The organism is Spiractinospora alimapuensis, from assembly GCF_018437505.1.
In the GTDB taxonomy this organism is placed as follows: domain Bacteria; phylum Actinomycetota; class Actinomycetes; order Streptosporangiales; family Streptosporangiaceae; genus Spiractinospora; species Spiractinospora alimapuensis.
Genome location: NZ_CP072467.1, coordinates 4,819,233 through 4,837,233, shown reverse-complemented (window position 1 = coordinate 4,837,233; position 18,001 = coordinate 4,819,233). Strand labels below are relative to the sequence as shown.

General features: G+C 68.9%; 18 protein-coding genes. 13 read left to right on the top strand and 5 right to left on the bottom strand.

From position 1 onward, the window contains the following. Nucleotides 1-4: 4 nt before the first annotated feature. From J4H86_RS22705 to J4H86_RS22685, 5 genes are all read left to right on the top strand, one after another. Nucleotides 5-610: a TetR/AcrR family transcriptional regulator gene (locus J4H86_RS22705; protein ID WP_236540174.1), complete on the top strand. Its 606-nt coding sequence runs from the start codon at nt 5-7 to the stop codon at nt 608-610. Between the two features lie 132 nt (nt 611-742). Further along, nucleotides 743-970 carry a hypothetical protein gene (locus J4H86_RS22700; protein ID WP_236540172.1) on the top strand — a complete coding sequence of 76 codons (228 nt, stop codon included), beginning with the start codon at nt 743-745 and terminating at the stop codon, nt 968-970. A gap of 152 nt (nt 971-1,122) precedes the next feature. Beyond that, complete coding sequence (locus tag J4H86_RS22695) at nt 1,123-1,731, top strand: TetR/AcrR family transcriptional regulator (RefSeq protein ID WP_236540170.1); 609 nt, start codon at nt 1,123-1,125, stop codon at nt 1,729-1,731. Continuing rightward, the gene (locus tag J4H86_RS22690) at nt 1,728-2,444 is read left to right on the top strand and encodes a GAP family protein (RefSeq protein WP_236540167.1); all 717 of its coding nucleotides are present in this window, start codon (nt 1,728-1,730) and stop codon (nt 2,442-2,444) included. The genes J4H86_RS22695 and J4H86_RS22690 overlap by 4 nt, the downstream gene beginning before the upstream one ends. 129 nt (nt 2,445-2,573) lie before the next feature. Then, the gene (locus J4H86_RS22685; protein WP_236540165.1) at nt 2,574-3,134 is read left to right on the top strand and encodes a dihydrofolate reductase family protein; all 561 of its coding nucleotides are present in this window, start codon (nt 2,574-2,576) and stop codon (nt 3,132-3,134) included. Between the two features lie 25 nt (nt 3,135-3,159). Here J4H86_RS22685 and J4H86_RS22680 read toward each other — a convergent pair whose 3' ends face one another. Further along, the gene (locus tag J4H86_RS22680; protein ID WP_236540163.1) at nt 3,160-4,308 is read right to left on the bottom strand and encodes an erythromycin esterase family protein; all 1,149 of its coding nucleotides are present in this window, start codon (nt 4,306-4,308) and stop codon (nt 3,160-3,162) included. An 81-nt stretch (nt 4,309-4,389) separates the two neighbouring features. Between J4H86_RS22680 and J4H86_RS22675 the strand changes: the two genes are divergently transcribed. Further along, nucleotides 4,390-5,130, top strand: coding sequence for a TioE family transcriptional regulator (locus J4H86_RS22675; RefSeq protein WP_236540162.1), 741 nt, complete (start codon nt 4,390-4,392; stop codon nt 5,128-5,130). 13 nt (nt 5,131-5,143) lie between these two features. Here J4H86_RS22675 and J4H86_RS22670 read toward each other — a convergent pair whose 3' ends face one another. From J4H86_RS22670 to J4H86_RS22660, 3 genes are all read right to left on the bottom strand, one after another. Continuing rightward, nucleotides 5,144-5,797: an SGNH/GDSL hydrolase family protein gene (locus J4H86_RS22670; RefSeq protein ID WP_236540161.1), complete on the bottom strand. Its 654-nt coding sequence runs from the start codon at nt 5,795-5,797 to the stop codon at nt 5,144-5,146. 55 nt (nt 5,798-5,852) lie between these two features. Beyond that, nucleotides 5,853-6,872 carry an LLM class flavin-dependent oxidoreductase gene (locus tag J4H86_RS22665; RefSeq protein ID WP_236540159.1) on the bottom strand — a complete coding sequence of 340 codons (1,020 nt, stop codon included), beginning with the start codon at nt 6,870-6,872 and terminating at the stop codon, nt 5,853-5,855. Between the two features lie 103 nt (nt 6,873-6,975). Next, the gene (locus J4H86_RS22660) at nt 6,976-8,520 is read right to left on the bottom strand and encodes an MFS transporter (RefSeq protein ID WP_236540158.1); all 1,545 of its coding nucleotides are present in this window, start codon (nt 8,518-8,520) and stop codon (nt 6,976-6,978) included. A 104-nt stretch (nt 8,521-8,624) separates the two neighbouring features. Here J4H86_RS22660 and J4H86_RS22655 point away from each other — a divergent pair, with 104 nt between their 5' ends. From J4H86_RS22655 to J4H86_RS22635, 5 genes are all read left to right on the top strand, one after another. After that, on the top strand, nt 8,625-9,479 hold the full coding sequence (locus J4H86_RS22655) for a helix-turn-helix domain-containing protein (RefSeq protein ID WP_236540156.1): 855 nt from the start codon (nt 8,625-8,627) through the stop codon (nt 9,477-9,479). A gap of 206 nt (nt 9,480-9,685) precedes the next feature. Further along, entirely contained in the window at nt 9,686-10,621 is a 936-nt protein-coding gene (locus tag J4H86_RS22650; RefSeq protein ID WP_236540153.1) for an ABC transporter substrate-binding protein, read from the top strand. Continuing rightward, complete coding sequence (locus tag J4H86_RS22645; RefSeq protein WP_236540151.1) at nt 10,618-11,664, top strand: FecCD family ABC transporter permease; 1,047 nt, start codon at nt 10,618-10,620, stop codon at nt 11,662-11,664. Before J4H86_RS22650 ends, J4H86_RS22645 begins: the two co-directional genes overlap by 4 nt. 65 nt (nt 11,665-11,729) lie before the next feature. Then, nucleotides 11,730-12,722 carry a FecCD family ABC transporter permease gene (locus J4H86_RS22640; RefSeq protein ID WP_236540149.1) on the top strand — a complete coding sequence of 331 codons (993 nt, stop codon included), beginning with the start codon at nt 11,730-11,732 and terminating at the stop codon, nt 12,720-12,722. 16 nt (nt 12,723-12,738) lie between these two features. After that, a complete protein-coding gene (locus J4H86_RS22635) occupies nt 12,739-13,566 on the top strand; it encodes an ABC transporter ATP-binding protein (RefSeq protein WP_330932541.1) in 828 nt (275 codons plus the stop codon). A gap of 70 nt (nt 13,567-13,636) precedes the next feature. Here the strand turns inward: J4H86_RS22635 and J4H86_RS22630 are convergent, their stop codons facing one another. Then, complete coding sequence (locus tag J4H86_RS22630) at nt 13,637-14,503, bottom strand: (2Fe-2S)-binding protein (protein WP_236540147.1); 867 nt, start codon at nt 14,501-14,503, stop codon at nt 13,637-13,639. A 326-nt stretch (nt 14,504-14,829) separates the two neighbouring features. Between J4H86_RS22630 and J4H86_RS22625 the strand changes: the two genes are divergently transcribed. Both J4H86_RS22625 and J4H86_RS22620 read left to right on the top strand, forming a co-directional pair. Next, nucleotides 14,830-16,323, top strand: a complete 1,494-nt coding sequence (locus tag J4H86_RS22625) for a hypothetical protein (RefSeq protein WP_236540146.1) — start codon at nt 14,830-14,832, stop codon at nt 16,321-16,323. 171 nt (nt 16,324-16,494) lie between these two features. Continuing rightward, entirely contained in the window at nt 16,495-17,997 is a 1,503-nt protein-coding gene (locus J4H86_RS22620) for a hypothetical protein (protein ID WP_236540144.1), read from the top strand. Nucleotides 17,998-18,001 lie beyond the last annotated feature (4 nt).

Here is an 18,001-nt window from a genome sequence, read left to right as displayed (position 1 = left end):
GGACATGGCAAACACGAAGCGTTCAACGCCCGCTCCGGAGGGGCAGGGCACGCTGACGGAACGGGCCCGGCGGGCACAGTTGGTCGAGGTGACGATCGAGCTGGTGGCCGACCGTGGATACGCGGGCGCGTCCCTCGCCCGGATCGCGGAGCGCGCCGGCATTACCAAGGCGGCCGTGCTGTACCACTTCTCGTCCAAGGCGGCCGTGGTGGAAGCCGCCTACGAGCACGTCCTGACCGCACTCACGGGGAGCATCGCCAGTGCCGTCGAAGCCGCCCCGGTCGCCGACGGCCCCGCGGCCTACATCCGGTCAATGGTCGGGTACCTCAACGAGAACCCCCGCCACACCCGCATGATCGTGGAGTCGATGATCGAGGAGGGAACCGCGGCCGAACCGCCCCAACGCTGGCAGGCCCTGGCCCAGATCCTCGACGCCGCCCGAGACGCCACCGTCGGCCGCCCCCTGGAGGATTCGCGCACCCTGGCCATCATCATCGGTGGCGCCGTCGACGCCATCGTCGGCGAGCAACTCAACGACCCCGCCTACGACACCGTGACCGCGGCCGAACAACTGGTGTCGCTGGTCAACGCGCGACTTCGCGAGCCCTGACCCCATGACACCTGTCACGTGCGACCGGTGCACAACATTCGGTCCGCCGGTGACGGCTGTGTCTACTGGGATCCCACCGGCTCCGGAAGTATTGGAGACACAGACGGAGAGCCGACAACGAAGGTTGGAACCATGACCGAGCAGCAGAAGAAGATCGCGTACGTGCTGGGAACCGTCGTCGTCCTGGGGACGCTCGGAGTGGCGTTCACGCTGTCCAGCATGACGGTCCAGAACATGCTGATCATCGCGGTCAGTGTCCTCACCGTGGGGTTCTTCGTGCTGCGGCCACACTTCACCAGCCAGACCAACCAGGGCGACCAACACGACGCGAAGGACACCAAGGTCGCGGCCGTCGGTTGATCGGACGGCGCCCGCAGGCGCGGGCACGGAGAACGAAGAGCGCCCAGGTCCCCCGACGCACCGCACAAGGGGCTGGGCGAGGGTAGCGCCGCGGGAGTTCGGTCCCTGTCGACGCGCCTTGCGTCAAAAAAAGCAGTGTGTATTATTTTTATATGGCCAAACACGAGAGCCCCGAAGTTCGCCGGCAGCAGGTGGCGGACGCGCTGCTCGCCACCATCGCCGAGCGTGGCTTCGCCGCGACGACTCTGCGCGACGTGGCCGCCAAAGCCGGAGTGTCGGTCGGCTTGGTCCAGCGCTACTTCCGCACCCGCGCCGAGCTCCTACGGTTCGGCATGCAGGTGGTGTACGAACGCGCCTCGCGACGCATCCAGGACGTGCCAGTTCAGGCTCCGCTGCGCGACTTCGCCAGCCAACTCGTCACCACGCTGTTCCCCGTAGACGAGGATCGCGAGCAAGAGTTCCAGGTGTGGTTGGCGTTCCTGCAGGCATCCCTGCACGACCCGGAGATAGGGCGGATCCAACGCGAGAGCAGCCAGGAACTGATGGACGGGCTCACGCGGGTGCTCGGCGGCGCCATCAGCCATGGCGAGCTGCCCAAGGGGATCGATCCGGAGTTCGAGTCGCGCTGCCTGATGGCGTACGTCGACGGGCTCTCCCTCCACGCCGTCATCACGACCGATGGCTTCGACCGGGACATGCTCACGGCCGCACTACGCACCTACCTCGACCGTCTGTTCACTGCCCCGGAGATGCCCTCATGACTCTGACGATAGTCGCGGGCCTGCTCGGGCTCTCGCTCCTCGACAGCACCAGCTTCGGCACGCTGCTGATCCCACTCTGGCTCCTGCTCACCCCGGGACGCGTCCGAGTCGGCAACGTGGCTCGGTACCTCGTGACCATCGGCGCCTTCTACTTCGTGGCCGGGGTGGCCATCGCCGCAGGAGCCACCACCGCGTTGGATACGCTCCAGGGCACGTTCGACGGCCTCCCGGAACAACCGATGCGGGTCGCGCAGTTGGTCATCGGTCTGGGCGTCGTGGCGCTGAGCTACTGGCTCGAAGCCCGCGCCAAGAGGACCCAAGGACAGCCGGGACGACTCGCGCAGTGGCGGGATCGGGCCATGACCGAGACCGGGTCCGGTGGTGGGATGACCCGGCTCGCCGTGATCGCGGCCACGCTGGAGGTCCTCACGATGCTGCCCTACCTGGTCGCCATCGGCATCCTCGCGAGCGCCGACCTCGGCGCCCCGCGGTTCGCGCTCGGGCTCGCCGGCTACTGCGTCGTGATGTGCCTGCCCGCGGTCGCCCTCACGATTCTCCGGGTCGTCGGGCACGAGCGGGTGGAGCCGACCCTGCGGCGGATCAGTGACTTCTTCGCCCGCAACAGCGCCAAGGCCGTGGGATGGACCGTCGGTGCCATCGGTATCGGTGTCACGCTCAACGCCATCGTCAACCTGGTGGTTCTCAACTCCTGACGCTGTCGGAGGAAGATTCCGCACGGCGCGCCGCTCACTTTCCGGTCTGTTCGAGGTCTACAAACCAGACAGAGGAACTCGAACATCAGTATGTCGAGCAGCACCTGACCCGTACTGACACAGAAACCGGTGATCATCTTGCGCACGCTGTACTCCTACGTCGTCACCAGCCTCGACGGCTACTACACGGGACCGAACGGCGAGTTCGACTGGGCGAACGTCGACGCGGAATACTTCCAGTTCGCCAACCAGAGCGATGCCTACATCGACACGTTGCTCTTCGGCCGGGTGGGGTATGAGTTCATGGCGTCGTACTGGCCGACCGCCACCGAGGCGGACCCCGAGGTCACCACGTTCATGAACAGTGTGGAGAAGGTCGTCGTGTCCTCCACTCTGGACAAGGCCGAGTGGAACAACACGACGATCGACCGGGGCCAGGACCTGACCGCCACGATCACGGAGTTGAAGCGACGGCCGGGCAGGGAGATCGCGCTGTTCGGCAGCGTCACCCTGACCGCCAGCCTGCTGGAACTCGGGCTGGTCGACGAGCTGCGGATCCTGGTGAGTCCGATCATCCTGGGCGAAGGACGTTCTCTGTACTCCACAGTGAGCCGGCGCATCCCGCTCGAGCTGTGGCGGACGACAAGCTTTCGCTCCGGCAACGTCCTGCTGACCTACCGGCCTGCCTGACGTCCTGCGCGCGATGGGTCGACCCCTATGCCCCGACCTCCGCCACCGCCGCCGCGCCGTCGGAGATGTGTAGCAGCGCGTCGGCGGCGTCGACGGTCTGCTGGTCCAGGGGGAAGTAGTCGGGCGTGGTGTCGGTGCGGACGTCGGCGCCGTCGAGGTTGGTGGGTTTGGTGAGGCTCCAGGGTGTGGTGGCGGACCGTAGCCGTCCTTCGAAGGTGTGGGGGGCGGGCTCCACCAGGCCGACCTCGGAGCTGGAGCCGAGGCTGCCCGGAACGAAGGTGTAGCCGCCGTCCCACACCGTGGTCACGATGGCGCCCGCGCCGGACCAGCGCATGGCTGCGTCTTCCGTGGTCCAGGTCGAGGGGTGACGTTGGAGGTGCCGGTTGTGCGCGAAGACGAGCGTGGGGCCGCGACGGGCCTCCAAGGTCCGGATGTCCACGAGGTGCCGCGCCATGATCGCGTCCCGGACCGCACTGAGCCCCTCCAGTCGCAGGCTCGGGTCCGCGGGTTTGGCCGCCTGTCGGTGCATACGCAGCAGGTCGAGTGCGGCGGTGGCGTGGACCTTCGCGGCGCGCCACCGGGTCAGGGATGTGGTGGCGACGAGTTCCGGGGCGCGGGCGTGGAGGCTGGTGAGCAGGTCGTCGGCGATCGAGTGCAGGGCGTGGGCGTCGGCCGTGGCTCCTATGGAGGCACGCGGGTCGAGGACGGCCTCGGTGCGGCCCCACCGGTCGTCGTCCCCGAGCAGCCCGGTGAGCTCGACCCGCGCCCCCAGGTAGTCACGCACGTACTCCAGACAGGTGCGCGGGCTCGGGTAACTCATCATCTCGGTGGGGACGTCGAATCCGTAGAAGTGCACGTGGTCCTCGGCCGGGCGGGACGCGTTGTGGTGGTGTATCCAGGTGACGAGTCGTCGGTTGGCCGCCAGCTCCCCGAACCCGTGCGTGAAGCCGGTGGTCATCGCGGCGTCCAGGGATCCGGCCCCGTGGGTGACGTACGCCTGCACGGCGAGCGCGGCCACGCGGTCGGTCTCCAGCGCGATGGAGCGGAACCCGCGCTCCACCAATCGGGCGAAGAGGTGGTTGCGGACGACACCAAACGCCGGTTCCCTGTGAGTCGGCTCCCCCAGAGCGACCAGGTCGGAAGCGGGGACGAGGTCATGAATCTCCTGTGTCATGCCTATTAAGCGTATCCTTGAAAGATCGATTGAAGCTTTTTCGGAAACTTCCTGGGGTGAGTCGGGTAAAGTCTCAAACCGATGAACAGGTTGCGGCCGTCAGACCTCGCCCACCGGCACCAGGTGTCGACCCAGGCGATCCGCAACTACGAGCGGGACGGCTTCATCCCCCTCGCGGAACGCACAGCCGCCGGATACCGGATCTACACCGACGAGCACGCCGCCGCTCTCGCCGCCTACCTCGCGCTCGTCCCCGCACACGGCTACGCGCGGAGCGGGCGGATCATGCGTGCGATTGTCGGCGGCGACCTCGACGCGGCGATGCGGGTGGTCGACGAGGGCCACGCGCAGCTTCTTCGGGACAGGGAGACCCTCGACGCGGTCAAGGTCGCGATCGGGGACCTCACCTCCGAGAGTCCCGACCACTCCGCTGGCACCCCGCCGCCCCGCCATGACGCGCCGCCCCGCACCATTCGGGTCGTCGCACACCGGTTGGGGGTCACGCCGGCGACGCTGCGCAACTGGGAGCGGGCGGGGATCCTCGTCCCAGAGCGGGATTCTGGCAGTGGCCACCGGCTCTTCCACCCGGACGACGTCCGCGACGCGGAACTGGCTCATCTACTGCGGCGGGGAAGCTACCCGTTGGAGCACATCACCACGGTGGTGCAGGAGGTGCGGCGGGCGGGCGGCACGACCGCCCTGGCCGGTGCGCTGGCCTCGTGGCAGGCGAAGCTGACGGACCGGGGGGTGGCGATGCTGCACGCCTCAGCGGCACTGGCGACGTGTGTCGACGTCCTCCGACCGGGGGTTTCGCGGGGGTAGCCGGCGCCGCGGGTCAGTGGGTGGCGGCTTGGTGGGGGCTCAGCAGCGGCCAGATGGCGTCGGCCCACAGGGTGTGGCCGGCGGCGTTGGGGTGGAAGAGGTCTCCGGCGAGAATGTGTCGGTACCGCCAGGGCCACAGGCGCCGGGTCGGGGTGTACAGGTCGGCGACCAGGTGGCCGTTGCTGTATGCCTCCTCGTGGATCACGCCGTTGGCGCGGCGCGCCCATCCCTCGTAGGGCCAGTGTCCGAAGCTGGGCACCGTCCCCAGGACCGAGCCGGCCGGGAGCCGCCTCGCGATCCGCCGTAGCGGGTCGGCGAACGTGTGGGATCGACGCCACCACTCCCAGGCGACGTCGTTTCCGCCGATCACGCAGGTGACGAAGTCGGGGTTGGGGACGTCGGCGAGTTGGGGGATCTGGTCGCGGAGCAGCGTCGCCGCGGTGGCACCGCTGACGGCGAGGTTGACCGTGCGCACGGTACGCCCGGTGTCCTTCGCCAGTCGGTCCGCGAGCACGCCCACGTACCCGCGCCGGGGATCACCGACGCCGACGCCCACCGCCGCCGAGTCCCCCAACGCCAGGTAGGTGAGCTCACCTCGCTGTGGTCGGTCCCAGTAGCGTCGGTGATCGCGGCCCTGTCGGACGCTGCGGCGAATCGCTGTCCCCATTCCCTCAATGTACCCCCTGGGGGTACATTGAGGGAATGGGGACGACCCTCGTGCGTCACCGCCAGCCGAGTTCCGGGGCGACGTGACGCAGCAGACTGTCGAGGACGTGTGCGTTGTAGTCGACACCGAGCTGGTTGGGCACGGTGAGCAGGAGCGTGTCCGCGGCGGCGATGGCCTCGTCCTGGGCGAGGTCCTCGACGAGCTTGTCGGGTTCGGCGGCATAAGTCTTGCCGAACCGGGCGAGGCCCTCCTCCAGGTGGCCCACCTGGTCGGTGCTCCGGGTCTCGCGCCCGAAGAGTTGCCGATCCAGGTCGCTCACCAGCGGGAAGATGCTGCGACTGACCGAGACGCGGGGTTCGCGTGTGTGTCCGGCCTCCCGCCACGCCTCGCGGTAGAGGTGGATCTGCTCGGCCTGGAGCTGGTGGAACGGAACACCGGTGTCCTCGGTGAGGAGGGTGGAGCTCATCAGGTTCATCCCCTGCGTGCCGGTCCACTGCGCGGTGGCCCGGCTGCCGGCGCCCCACCAGATCCGTTCCCGCAGCCCCGGGGAGTGCGGTTCGACACGCAACAGCCCAGGCGGGTTGGGGAACATCGGCCGCGGGTTCGGCCGCGCGAATCCCTCTCCGTCGAGGACCTCGAGGAAGCGGGCCGTGTGCTGGCGGGCCATGTCGGCGTCGGTGGAGCCCTCCGCGGGCACGTGGCCGAAGTACTCGTAGCCCTTGATGACCTGCTCGGGAGAGCCACGGCTGATCCCGAGCTGGAGCCGTCCCCCGGCGATGAGGTCGGCGGCGCCGGCGTCCTCCGCCATGTACAGGGGGTTCTCGTAGCGCATGTCGATCACGCCGGTACCGATCTCGATCCGGCTGGTGCGGGCGCCGACCGCGGCGAGCAACGGGAACGGTGAGGCCAACTGCCGGGCGAAGTGGTGCACCCGGAAGTACGCCCCGTCCGCCCCCACCTCCTCGGCGGCGACCGCCAGTTCGATCGACTGCAGCAGCGCGTCGGAGGCCGAACGCACCTGGGACTGCGGCGACGGTGTCCAATGACCGAAAGACAGGAATCCGATGTTCTTCACAGTCTCGTCAACACCACTGTTCCACTCGTATTCCGGGGGCCGCGCTGGCGGCTTCGTGGTGTCTCGCGCCCCGAGGGGGCAATCCCAGGCGAAATCCCCTCCGTCAACCAGCCGGGCGTCCCATCGTTTCGGTGACCGACCGCCGGCCCCGCTCCGGTCGTACCTCCGACGCACCCGACTGTTCCGCCACGCCGGTCCGTCGAGGCAACCACCGAAGGGACACGAGGCCGAGGGCGAGGTGCAGCAGGCTGGCCACCACCACGACCGTGTGGAGCCCGGCGACGAAGGCCGCCTTCGCCTGAGCCGCCGCGGCTGGGGTGAGACTCGGGAGCTGGAGCGTGTCGACGAGCGTGGGCGCGAGCTCCGGCCCCTGGATCCGGAAGATGACGGCGGCGAGAGATCCGAGAAGCGCGATGCCCAGGGCGTTTCCGAGTTCGTTGCTGGTCTCGGCGAGCGCGCCCGCCGCACCCGCCCGCTCGACCGGAACCGCTCCGACAGCCGTGTCAGCGACGACGGCGAAGGAAATGCCGTACCCGACGCCCGCGACCGCGGTGGAGGCGACGTACCAGCCTGTTCCGCCTCCGACTCCGGCCGGAATCATCAGCAGCAGCCCTCCGGCGATGGAGAAGTGGGTCAGGATCAGCGCGGTCCGCTTCCCAATTCGTCCCACGACAGCCGGCGTGATGACGCAGGTGGCTGTCAGCACCGCCGCTCCCGGCAGGGCAAGTAGGGCGGCGAACAGGACCTCGAGGCCGAGGACGGACTGCAAGTACATGCCCGCCAGGTACGCGATCGATGACCAGGCCGCCAACGGCAACAGTCCGGTGATAATCGCGATGGTGAAGACCCGGTCCCGGAACAGGGAAAACTGGATCAGGGGTTGCGTCAGGCGCGACTGCCGGCGAGTGAACCATGTCAGGATGAGCACTCCCGTGACCATCGCGACCACTGGAAACGGAGAGACTCCCTCCGCGGCGGCGTTCTTGACTCCGTAGATCGCGAGCAGCAGCCCCGACGCGGAGAGAACGACGCTCAGAGCGTCGACACGGCCGGGCGCGGTGGATCTGACCTCCCCCAACAGAATCGGGGCGGACACGAGGAACAGCACGATGACTGGCACGTTCACGAGGAAGACCGATCCCCACCAGAACGACTCCAGTAGTACGCCACCGAGGACGGGGCCGATCGCGAATCCCGCCGCGAAAGCGGCCGCGAAGATCCCGATCGCTTGGGCGCGCTTGCGCGGGTCCGGGAACAGTTCGCTGAGCACCGCCAGCGCTGATGGAAGAAGAGTCGCGCCGGCGAGGCCCATGAGTGCGCGGGAAGCGATGAGGAACTCCGCGCTGGGGGCGAAAGCCGCGCTCGCCGAGGCGACGCCGAAAAGAGCGGCCCCGATCATCAGCAGCCGGAGTCGACCGAATCGGTCGCCGACGTTTCCAAACGCGATGAGGAATGAGCCGACGAGGAATCCGTAGATGTCCAGAATCCAGAGGGCCTGGTCGGCGGTTGGCGCGAGGGCCTCGCTGACGCGCGGCATCGCCAGGAACAGGATCGATCCGTCCATCGACACGAGAAGGACCGGCCCGAGGACCACGAGGAGCCCGAGCCTGGCCCGCCACGGAGTGATGGGTCGCGAGTGTTTCGTCATGCCCCCGACGATGGTGCGAATCCATGCGGCACAACCATCCCCCTGGCGTGGGTACACCTGGCAGGGATACCTACGACCTGTGACAACGCCGTAATGTCGGAGCCATGGAGAGTCTGGGTACATTTCTGAAGAACCGCCGGGATCGTGTCACCCCAGAAGGCATCGGTCTACGGACGTACGGGGCCTCCCGCCGTGTCCCCGGCCTGCGTCGCGAGGAACTCGCCCTTCTCGCCGGAGTGAGCGCCGGTTACTACACACGCCTGGAGCAGGGGCAGGCCGAATCCGCGTCCGCCCAGGTTCTGGACGCGCTCGCCCGCGCGTTGCGACTGGACGACGTCGAGACGGCGCATCTGCGCAACCTCGGCCGGCGACCCACCAGGCCCGGCCTCAGCGAACCACCCACCGAACACGCCCACCCACGGGTGCTGGCCCTCATGCACTCGTTGGGGGAAACCACGCCCGCCATCGTGCTGGGCCGACGCGGCGACGTCCTGGCCTGGAACCGCACCGGCAACGCCCTGTTCGCCGAGGACGTCGACTTCGACGCACCCCATGACCCCGAACGCCGGCCCTCCATCCCGCGCAGGTTCTTCCTCGACCGCCTCACCCGGGACCTCCACCTCAACTGGCACGAACTCGCCGAGATCCACGTCGCCTATCTGCGCCTCACAGCCGGCCGATACCCCACCGACGCACACCTCGCCGCGCTGATCGGTGAACTCACCATGCGCAACAGCGAGTTCGCGTCGCTGTGGGCGGCGGGAGACGTCGCCGACTGCACCGTGGGGACCATGCACCTACAACACCCAGCCGTTGGCGACCTCAGCGTCGACTACCAGGTGTGGCTCCAGCCCGAAAGCCCCGACCATCGTCTCGAGGTGTACACCGCGAACGACGCGAGGTCCGCTGACGCGCTACGGCTGCTCGGCCATCCAGATGTGCCGATCGCCCCGCTATAGCAGGTGGGTGTGCACACCCTCCTGCTGAGTGTGGAGGAACCCTGATGGGGGTGGAGAAATCTTGGTGGGGGTGGAGGCTTGGAGCGGGCCTGTCCCTCGTTTGCCTCATCCCGCCTTTACCGCGCCACTCCAGTTAGGTTAGGCTACCCTCGCCCTGATCTTTGGTGGTTGGGGACTCGTGTACCCCCTTGTGTCGAGAGGCCCCCATGCGCCGATGGATCGTCTTACTGGCCGCGGTCGTTCTGCCCGTCACCGCCTGTGGTGGTGGGGACAGTGAGGACACCGCCGGGGATGGGGAGACTCGTACGGTCGAGCACGCGTTGGGGGAGACGGAGATTCCGGTCGAGCCCGAGAACGTGGTGACGCTGTGGTCCTCAACGCTGTCGGCGGCGCTCTCCCTGGGCGTGGAGCCGGCGGGGTACGCCTTCAACGAGGATCCGATCGAGGGGGTCGACGTTCCGGAGGGCTACGACCTGGAGGCCATCGACTACCTCGGGCACTCCCTGGAACTTGACCTGGAACGGATCGCGGGGGCCGGGCCGGACCTCATCCTCGCCACCGACGTGCACGAGGAGTCCTACGACCAACTGTCGGAGATCGCCCCCACCGTGGTGTTGGACTGGGGCGGCACCGGGGCGTGGAAGGACCACCTGACCGACGTCGCCGACGTGCTGAACGCGACGGACGCCGCCGAGGAGGTCGTCGCGGAGTACGACGACCGGGTCGCGGAGGTCGCCGAGGCGATCGGGGAGCCGGCCGAGGTCGAGGTGTCGATCGTGCGGTTCCACGCCGAGGAGCTGCGCCTGGAGGTTCTCAACTCGTTCGCGGGCGACATCGCGCAGGACGTGGGCCTGGCCCGGCCCGAGGTGCAGGACGTGGAGGAGGAGGGGTCCGGGTACCTGCCCGTCAGCCTCGAGCGTCTCCCTGACGCCGACGGGGACGCGCTGTTCGCCTTCACCGTCGCCGACAACGACGACGAGGCCCCCAACCTGCTGGAGGACGCCCGCGACAACCCACTGTGGGACGAGCTCGACGCCGTGCGGGAGGACAACGTGCACACCGTCGACTACATGAAGTGGATCTCCGCCAACTACATCGGCGCGCACGGCGTCCTGGACGACCTCGAAGAGGCCCTGGGGTGAAACAGGTCGCGGCCGCCCCCCGCGCGGAACACCGCGGGGGGCGGCTCAGAGGCCCGGGTCTCATCCTCGGTCTCGCCGGCGTGGGGGTGACTCTGGTCGTCGTCTGTGTCGCCAGCCTCGCCGTCGGTTCGGTCCCCATCCCGCTGGGAACCACGCTCGAGGCGTTGCGGGCGTTCGACGGCTCCCAGGACCACATCGTCGTTCGGGACATGCGGCTGCCGCGGACCGTCGTCGGCCTCGTGGTGGGGGCCGCCCTGGGCGTAGCGGGCGCGCTCATGCAGGCCGTCACCAGGAACCCCCTGGCGGAGCCGGGGATCCTGGGCGTCAACGCGGGTGCGGCCTTCGGCATCGTCACCGCCGTGTACGCGCTTGGGGTCGTCAGCCCGGCGGGTTACGTGTGGTTCGCGTTCACCGGGGCGGCCGTCGCGGCCGTCGTCGTCTACCTGCTGGGCACCGCGGGACGGTCGGGGGCCTCCCCCGTGAAGCTCGCCCTCGCCGGTGTCGTGGTCACGATGCTCCTCGACGCGTGGATCACGCTGCTGCTGGTGTTCAACCAGCGGACACTCGACGAGGTGCGGTTCTGGCTCGCCGGTTCCCTCGCGGGCCGCGACGGCCCCGCCCTCACCCACGTCGCTCCGCTCGTCCTCGGCGTCCTCGTCGTGGCGCTGTTCATGGCACGCCAGCTCAACGCCCTGAGCCTCGGTGACCAGGTGGCCACCGCGCTGGGCCAACGTACGACCCGCATCCGGGTGACGTCCGGCATCGTTGTGGTGGTCCTCGCCGGTGGAGCCGTAGCGGCCGCGGGCCCCATCGGCTTCGTCGGCCTCGCCGTCCCCCACCTCGCCCGCGCGATCACCGGCCCCGACTACCGCTGGATCCTCCCCTACTGCCTTCTCCTCGGTCCGACCCTCCTCCTCGCCGCCGACATCGTGGCCCGCGTCGTCGCCCGCCCCGCGGAGCTCCAGGTCGGCATCATCACCGCCCTCGTTGGAGCCCCGTTCCTCATCCACCTCGTCCGCCGAGGAAGAGCGGCCGCGCTATGACCTCGACCCGTCCTAAAACCTCACGTGGGTCCCGGTGGACGATCGTCCGCTGGACCCGGCTCGGGGTGAGCACCCGGATCCACGCCCGGACCGTCGTGTTGACGATCGTCGCGGTCCTCGCGGCCGTGCTGGCGACCGTCTGGTCGATGACACTGGGCTCGGAGGACCTCGGTCCGGTGGATGTGGTTCGCGCGCTTGTCGGAGCGCCCGCCGAACCGGCGCACACCTTCATCGTGCACTCGGTGCGGCTCCCGCGCGCGTTGGCGGCGGCGCTGGTCGGAGCCGTGCTGGCTGTCGCCGGCGCGGTACTGCAGGCCCTGGTGCGCAACCCGTTGGCGTCACCGGACATCATCGGGGTGAACAGCGGCGCCGGCCTCGTCGTGGTGTTCGCCATCGTCACCTCCGCGCCGGCGGCGGTGATCCCGTTCGGCGCCTTCGCCGGTGCCGTCGCGACCGCCTTCCTGGTCTACGCCCTGACGTGGCGGGCGGGGATCTCCGGGACCCGGCTCGTGTTGGTCGGGATCGGGGTGAACGCGATCGCCACCGCGCTGACCACCCTGCTCATCGTTCGGTTCCCGGTGGACCGGGTGTCACTGGCGGTGTGGTGGCAGGCCGGGACGCTGCAGGGCGCGGAGTGGGCCGACGTGACCGTACTGCTCGTCGGGGCCGGCGTGCTGTTGCCGATCGTGCTGTGGTTCGTTCGCCACGCGGCGGTGTTGCAGTTCGGGGACGACGCGGCCCGGGCGTTGGGGGTGCGGGCGGAACGGTCTCGCGCGCTGCTGCTGCTCGCCGCCGCGGGGTGTGCCGCCGTAGCTGTCGCCGCGGCGGGGCCGATCGGGTTCGTCGCGCTCATCAGTCCGCACATCGCCCGCATGCTCGCCGGTCCGATGACGGGTGGGGTGTTGTTGCTCGCCGGGGGCATCGGGGCGTGCGTGGTTTCTGTCTCGGACCTGGTGGCGCGGACCGCGTTTCCCGTCGCGGTTCCGGTTGGGGTGCTGACGGCCGCGGTCGGCGCGCCCTACTTCCTGTATCTACTGGCCCGCACGAACCGGGCATGACGAACGTGGGACTGTGATGGATCCGATCGACCGGCTGAGCACCTCGTCTCTCGACCTCTCCTACTCCGGGACGGGGTTGGTGGTGTCCGACCTGTCGCTCCAGATCGCCGACGGGCGGATCACCGTGCTGTGCGGCCCGAACGCGTGCGGCAAGTCAACCCTGCTGCGGGCGTTGGCGAGGTTGTTGCGGCCCAGGCGCGGGTCGGTGCATCTTGACGGCCAAGAGATCGCGACGCTGCCGACGAAGGTGGTGGCGACCCGGTTGGGCCTGCTGCCACAGTCCCCGACCCAGCCCGAGGGGATCACGGTCGAGGATCTCGTGGCTCGGGGGCGGTTTCCGCACCAACGGCTGTTTCGACAGTGGAGCGACGAGGACGAGAACGCGGTCGAGTCCGCGCTGAACATGACGCACATGGCGGAGCTGCGTGGGCGGACGGTCGACGAACTGTCCGGCGGGCAGCGCCAGCGGGCGTGGATCGCGATGGCGTTGGCCCAGGAGACCGACATCCTCCTCCTGGACGAGCCCACCACCTACCTCGATCTCGCCCACCGGGTGGACGTACTGGAGCTGCTCGCGGAACTGAACGAAACCCGTGGCCGGACGATCGTCATGGTGCTGCACGAGCTCAACGAGGCCTGCCGCTACGCGCACCGCATCGTCGCGATGCGGGACGGGCGGGTGCTGGCCGAGGGCCCGCCCTCGGACGTGGTGTCCGCGGACCTGGTCCGCGACGTGTTCGACCTGGAGGCGGTCATCATCCCCGACCCGGTCACCGCCACACCGCTCGTCATTCCCGACGCGGGGCGGCGGCACCGGGACGTGGAGCATCCCACCCACCGTTGATCTTGCTGCTATTCACACTCCAGGCGCCCGATGTGTCGACAGCTACACGATCAACGCACGTCGGCGCGGATCAGGGAGCGAGGGCGGGGTCACGCAGCCAGGAGTGGAACTCCGGCATCCGGTCGGCGTCGGACCGGAGCGGGCAGGTGACGCAGTAGCCGTGTTCCGCGTCGGCCTTGTAGTCGAAACAGCAGGTACCCCGTACCGCCCAGGTGCCTCGGGGGTGCTCCGGGGAGAAGGGGAAGAGCCGTGGCCGGGCACGGACCAGCGCACCGGCGGTGACCAACGCGTCGCCCAGGCTGTGCGCGCGTTCCCAGGCGGCGTTGGCGTCCCGGCCGAGGAACCGGGCCGGGTTGAGCATGTAGAAGTGCGTGATGTCCAGCACCCACCCCCACAGGGTGCGCAGACCGGCGCGGGTGTGCTGGGAGACCGCCTGCAACAGCGGGGCGAACGTCCGGACCATGTGCTCGGCGGCGATCTGGTCCAGGGCTTCGGTGTCCGGGACGACGACACAGTCGGGGTGGTCGCTCGCCGGGTCGTCCGGGAGTACGGCGGTCTTCGCGGCGGTGATGGTGGGTACGCCGATCGTTCCGTCGGCGTGGACGGGGAACCAGAGGTGTTCGGGGTCCAGGAGGGGGGCACGGCCGGTCAGGTAGATGCTCGAGGACACCATGAACACGGGTTCGCGCAGCAGTGCGCGCAGGAAGTGCGTGGTGTCCGCCAGTCGGTGCCCGGGGCCGTGTAGGGACGCGTACCGATCGAAGATCGGGCCCAGCTCCCCGCGCTCCACCACCAGGTCGGCGCGGTGCCAGCACACGTCCGGCGGGTCTTCCTGACTCCCCGAGGCGTCCGCGACGCGGATATCCGGCAGCGGAGCGAACGCCAGCGGGGCGCAGTCGTCCACCAGCGTCTGAATCGGGTGCTGCCGCAGGGCCATGGGCTCGGAAGGACCTTCCTACGCGGAACCGGCGCCACCGTCGTACTCCACGCGACAGGGTCGACGCCGACGTTCCAGGTCAAACGTTCAGGTTAGATGAGCCTAACCTCATTGCCCGCGTGAGGGCAAACGTCCTGGGAACAGGGACGCGATCGGGGCTCGGCTGATCGCCAGTGCGGTCGGGATGCCCGACGGGGAGGGGCGGTGGAACCATTCGCCCGACTGGCGGGTCAGATGAGAGCCGAAGGCGAGCGGGTGGTCAGGGCGAGGGCGGATCATAGATCGCTGGGCCCTGCGCTGCCAGGCGAGACAGGAAGATGGGGAACGTGCGGACATCGACGGTGCGGGTCATGCCGGGGCAGGTCACACGCCTGATTCTCTGGGGGGTGCTGATCTATGGCGGGCTCTTGGCACTTATGCTCTCGGGCGGGTTGTACAACTCGATCCGTTGGACGATGCAAGGCCAGGACCTCGGGCTCGGTGCCACACTGCTGGAGGACGGTGTCCGCCTGATGACGACATCGACCGTCCTCTGCTGGTCAGTCGTTCTCGGTGCCCTCGCCTTCCTCACGATCCCAGCGCCACGACGACGGACATTGCAGGAAGTACGGATCGGTCCCGACGGCCTGGAACTCCACTCCGAGCCCAAACTGTGGCATCGAGGGAGTCGAATCCTGTTGCACTGGGACGACATCCAGGTGATCAGTGCCCAGCACACCATCGTGGCGGAGAGGGAGCGCAGGGTCACTCGCCATGTCGCCCGGGAGGTCCTGGATCTCTACCTGTTCCGCGAGGTCGGAAACCTGCCGGGCTTCGCGTCTCAGGCCGCGGTAAGTGACCCGCCGTTGGAGGGTGTGGTCGCCCCGGCGCATCGGGTGCGCATCGGCGGTGGTATCGGCGAGCGACTCTCGCGTTCCGTCCGCGCTGTCGCCGCGGCGGTGGGCGCGGCCCGTCCCGACCTCTTCTATCAGGGCGTCGCGGTCGACCAGTGGTACGCGCCGCCGCCCACGTCGCCCACCGCCGAGGGACCAATCGGCAGCGGTGGCCGGCCGGAGGGGGCGCCCGAGGAGACCGTCACCCCACCAAACTCGGACTCCGAGGCAGGTTACGCCCTGCCCTCCCCCCTGTGGCTGGACTTCCGTCCGTCGACGCGTCGCACCCTCGTGACCCTGGTGGGTCCGGTGACTCTCGCGGTCGTGGGCCTCGCCGTCATCTTCGGCGTCAACGCTGGGGACGGTGGCATGCTGCCGGCGCTGCTCGGCATAGTCTTCACGATTCTGTGTGTCGGTGGAGCGATAGGAACCCTCGCAGCGGTACTTGGTCTGCCTGTGGCGCTCGCGCGGTGCGGCGTTCGGATCGACGCCGCAGGACTCGAGGTGGTCGAGAAGCGCACCCTGTTCGGTCGCGGCGTCGCCAGCAGCCGCGTCGCATGGAGCGACGTCCAGGCCATCGTTGCGCGCGGCTCCGCCGCCCTCGATGAGCGGGGGATCCGGCACTCCAGGAAGCGGCCGGTCACCGACATCTATCTACGGGGCGACTCGTCCTTCCAAAGACCGGGGACCGGGCTATCTCTCGACGTCACCTCGTTGACACAGCCGACTTCCATCTACCTGTCGTCTCTGGCCACCTTCCCCGCACGGCGGCTGCGCTTCCCCCACTCACCCAAAGCCGAGCGTGGAAGCACGGAACAGTGGAAGGCAGTGGGAGACGACTCTTCCGATACATACACCCTCTCCGGCGCACAACTCCGCGCGGCGTTGTTCGCCGCACGCCCCGACCTGTGTCATGGCTTCGATGCACGGCAGCCGGCGGGCACATGACGGGATCCGAGCGACGGCACGGGCTCACTTCCTCGATGCCACGCGACGGGAGAACGGGGCGGAACCGTACCGTTGCGGGGCGGGCCGGCGTTCCGCGAGGGTGGCGGACCGGTCGTTGTGGCCGATGGTCGGGTTGGATGTCATGGACGGCGGGATGGGCGGGGCAGGGGCATGAGATCAGAGACTGTGCGGATCGCCGCGAGACACGTCAGGCGCCGTGCACTCGGGAACGTTCTGGTCGGTTCCGGGTTCGTGGCGGTGCTGTTCGGGGTGTTCCTGTACAACTCGGTCACGTGGTCGATGGGACGCTACGGGCTGAGTCTTGGTGAGGCCCTGTTCAGGGACGAAACCCGTCCGACCACGATCGTCGCCACCGTGAGCTGGATCGTACTGATCTGCGCCATCGTCTCCATGGTGGCGGGGTCGCCGCGCCGGAACACCGTGCAGGAGGTACGGGTTGGGCCCGACGGAGTGGAGCTCTGCTCCGAAGCCAAGTGGTGGTACCGGGGAACCCGCACGCTGTTGGAGTGGGACAACATCCAGGTGATCAGCGCGCAGCACACCGTCGTGCGGGAGGCGAGAGGCAGATCCACACAGCGCGTGGCTCGTGAGGTCCTGGACTTCTACCTCTACCGGGACGTCGGGGGCCTCCCCTTCTTCGCCACCGCGAAGACGGTCACCGAGCCGCCTGTGGACGGAGTTGAGCCCCCCGCTCAACGGGTCCGCGTCGGGGGGCGTGCGGGTGAGGAGCTCGCCGCGTCCGTCCAGGCCGTCGCCCCGGTGCTGGGTGAGATCCGGCCGGACCTCTTCTACCAGGGTGTCGCGGTGGACCAGTGGTTCGCGCCGACCCCGCCCATGACCGAGGCGCTCGCGGCCGAAGAGACGGCTGACGGTCACGCACCGCGGGAGGCGAGCGGGGAGAACGTGGCTCCGCTCCCGACTCCACGCCCCGACGGCGGATACGCCCTGCCCACCGACCTGTGGTTGGACTTTCGCCCGCCACTGATGCACACCGTCGGTGCCCTGGTGGGTCTGCCAGCGTTGGCGGCGGTGACCTTCCTCGGCGTCGTGAGGCTCAACGAGACCGAGGGTGGCGTCCTGTTGGGATTGCTCGGCCTGGTGCTCGTGGCCATTTTCCTCCTCGGACTCATCGGTGCGATCACATCCGTCATCGCCCTGCCCGTGTCCCTCGCGCGGTGTGGCATCCGGCTCGACGCCGAGGGGCTGGAGTTGGTGGAGAAGCGAGGCCTGCTCCAGGGCCTTGACCGTCGTCGGATCCCGTGGGACGACGTCCAGGCCATCGTCGCGCGCGGCTCCGCGGCGATGGACGAACACGGGCTGCGGCGCGCACAGAAGAAGACCGCCACCGACGTCTACCTCCGGGTGAACGACGGCGGCTTCCAACGACCAGGGACCGGGCTTTCCCTCGAAGTCACCGCCCAGAGCCGGCCAACCTCCGCCTACCTCGGTACCTTGGCCACCTTCCCCGCCCTGCGGCTGCGCTTCCCCCACGTCCCGGCGGCCGAGCGCCGAAGCGCCGGCCAGTGGGACGCGGTGCGCAGTGGCGCCCCGGGCCCCCACACCCTGCCCGGAGCCCAACTCCGCGCCGCACTCCTCGCGGCGCGGCCCGACCTGTGCCACGGGTTCGGTGTCAGCGCCTCAGTGGACGGGTGATGGG

Coding starts and splice junctions, on each gene's coding strand:
- J4H86_RS22680 (WP_236540163.1), bottom strand. CDS start 4,308: ATGACACAGGAGATTCATGACCTCGTCCCCGCTTCCGACCTGGTCGCT.
- J4H86_RS22705 (WP_236540174.1), top strand. CDS start 5: ATGGCAAACACGAAGCGTTCAACGCCCGCTCCGGAGGGGCAGGGCACG.
- J4H86_RS22670 (WP_236540161.1), bottom strand. CDS start 5,797: ATGGGGACAGCGATTCGCCGCAGCGTCCGACAGGGCCGCGATCACCGA.
- J4H86_RS22655 (WP_236540156.1), top strand. CDS start 8,625: ATGGAGAGTCTGGGTACATTTCTGAAGAACCGCCGGGATCGTGTCACC.
- J4H86_RS22630 (WP_236540147.1), bottom strand. CDS start 14,503: ATGGCCCTGCGGCAGCACCCGATTCAGACGCTGGTGGACGACTGCGCC.
- J4H86_RS22620 (WP_236540144.1), top strand. CDS start 16,495: ATGAGATCAGAGACTGTGCGGATCGCCGCGAGACACGTCAGGCGCCGT.
- J4H86_RS22660 (WP_236540158.1), bottom strand. CDS start 8,520: ATGACGAAACACTCGCGACCCATCACTCCGTGGCGGGCCAGGCTCGGG.
- J4H86_RS22635 (WP_330932541.1), top strand. CDS start 12,739: ATGGATCCGATCGACCGGCTGAGCACCTCGTCTCTCGACCTCTCCTAC.
- J4H86_RS22675 (WP_236540162.1), top strand. CDS start 4,390: ATGAACAGGTTGCGGCCGTCAGACCTCGCCCACCGGCACCAGGTGTCG.
- J4H86_RS22695 (WP_236540170.1), top strand. CDS start 1,123: ATGGCCAAACACGAGAGCCCCGAAGTTCGCCGGCAGCAGGTGGCGGAC.
- J4H86_RS22690 (WP_236540167.1), top strand. CDS start 1,728: ATGACTCTGACGATAGTCGCGGGCCTGCTCGGGCTCTCGCTCCTCGAC.
- J4H86_RS22700 (WP_236540172.1), top strand. CDS start 743: ATGACCGAGCAGCAGAAGAAGATCGCGTACGTGCTGGGAACCGTCGTC.
- J4H86_RS22650 (WP_236540153.1), top strand. CDS start 9,686: ATGCGCCGATGGATCGTCTTACTGGCCGCGGTCGTTCTGCCCGTCACC.